This window comes from Vibrio sp. YT-17 (assembly GCF_033337375.1).
Classification (GTDB): Bacteria; Pseudomonadota; Gammaproteobacteria; order Enterobacterales; family Vibrionaceae; genus Vibrio; species Vibrio alginolyticus.
The window spans coordinates 1-1,310 of the sequence record NZ_JAWOQP010000101.1; the positions used below are offsets into that span (position 1 = coordinate 1).

Sequence of the window (1,310 nt, forward strand, 5' to 3'; positions counted from 1 at the left end):
AACAAAGCACACAGTAGCGTTGCGATATGAAGACCGTCCGAGTCCGCATCAGCAAGGATACAAATTTTACCGTAGCGTAGGCTGTCAAGGTTGTCGCTGTCTGGGTCGATACCCAACGCAACCGAGATGTCATGCACTTCTTGAGACGCCAGAACTTGATCGGCAGAGACTTCCCATGTGTTTAGGATCTTACCACGCAGTGGCATTACCGCTTGGAATTCACGATCTCGGGCTTGCTTCGCGCTGCCACCCGCCGAGTCACCCTCCACGAAGAAGATTTCGGTGCGATTTAAGTCTTGTACGGAACAGTCTGTTAGCTTACCTGGCAAGGCAGGACCCGATGCGACTTTCTTACGTACGACTTTCTTGCTTGCGCGCATACGACGGTGGGCGTTAGCAATACACACTTCCGCTAGTTGCTCTGCAAGTTGAGGCTTTTCGTTTAGCCACAGACTGAATGCATCTTTTACCACACCAGAAACAAACGCTGCGGTTTGACGAGAAGAAAGACGCTCTTTAGTCTGACCAGCAAACTGTGGATCTTGGATCTTAACCGACAACACGTACGAACAACGGTCGAAAACATCATCGCCCGTTAGCTTCACACCACGTGGTAGCAAGTTGCGGAATTCACAGAACTCACGCATCGCATCCAACAAACCTTGGCGAAGACCATTTACGTGTGTACCACCCTGAGCTGTTGGGATAAGGTTCACGTAACTTTCGGTGATCATCTCGCCGCCTTCTGGCTGCCAGATTACTGCCCAGTTTGCTGCTTCTGTGTCTGCAGAAAACTCCCCAGTAAACGGTTCTTCTGGTAGTACTGGGTAACCTTTTACGCCTTCGGCTAGATAGTCTTTCAAACCATCTTCGTAGTACCACTGGTAGTCTTTGTTGTTTACTTTATCGGTAAACGTAATTTCTAGACCTGGGCAAAGTACCGCTTTCGCTCGTAGGTTGTTCACCAAACGAGTTACAGAGAAGTTAGCTGAATCGAAATACTTCGCATCCGGCCAAAAGTGCACGCTAGTACCGCGATTGCGGCGACCACATGTGCCCGTTACAGTAAGGTCTGATACTTTGTCACCGTGCTCAAAAGCAATTTCGTACACTTGACCATCACGACGTACCGTCACTTCAACTCGCTTAGACAGCGCGTTTACTACTGAGATACCTACACCGTGCAAACCACCTGAAAACTGGTAGTTTTTGTTGGAGAATTTACCACCCGCATGGAGCTTACATAAGATCAGCTCAACACCAGATACTTTCTCTTCAGGGTGGATATCAACAGGCATGCCTCGACCATC

1 protein-coding gene is annotated in these 1,310 nt (G+C 49.0%); it reads right to left on the minus strand.

What is annotated here, in order from left to right; all coding sequences use genetic code 11:
• A partial coding sequence (gene parE / locus R7F67_RS24150; protein WP_318057455.1) for a DNA topoisomerase IV subunit B occupies positions 1–1,310 on the minus strand: 1,310 nt, incomplete at both ends.